Genomic DNA, 304 nt, shown 5'->3' on the forward strand with positions numbered 1-304 from the left:
GCGTTGGACCGGCCGCGGCCCACCATGTGCGCGGCTCGGCCTGAACTTGTCTGACCAAGTTCGACCCGCGTTCTTCAACCGGACAGTCCGGTCCGGTATCCATGTCCCGTTCATGGCACACAGCCGTGGCAGTCACCCTCACCAACGGGACGAGGTATCCCATGCGACTGCGCCGAAGCCCCATCAGCGGGCTGCTCACCGCCCTCCCCCTCCTCTGCGTACTGGTCGTCGCCGCCCCCCCCCCCCGCCGGGCGGGCGGGGGGCGGGGGCAACATTTCCTGAACAGCGGCGCCGAGGGGCGCGG

The organism is Kitasatospora sp. NPDC059571 (genome assembly GCF_042735675.1).
Lineage (GTDB): Bacteria > Actinomycetota > Actinomycetes > Streptomycetales > Streptomycetaceae > Kitasatospora.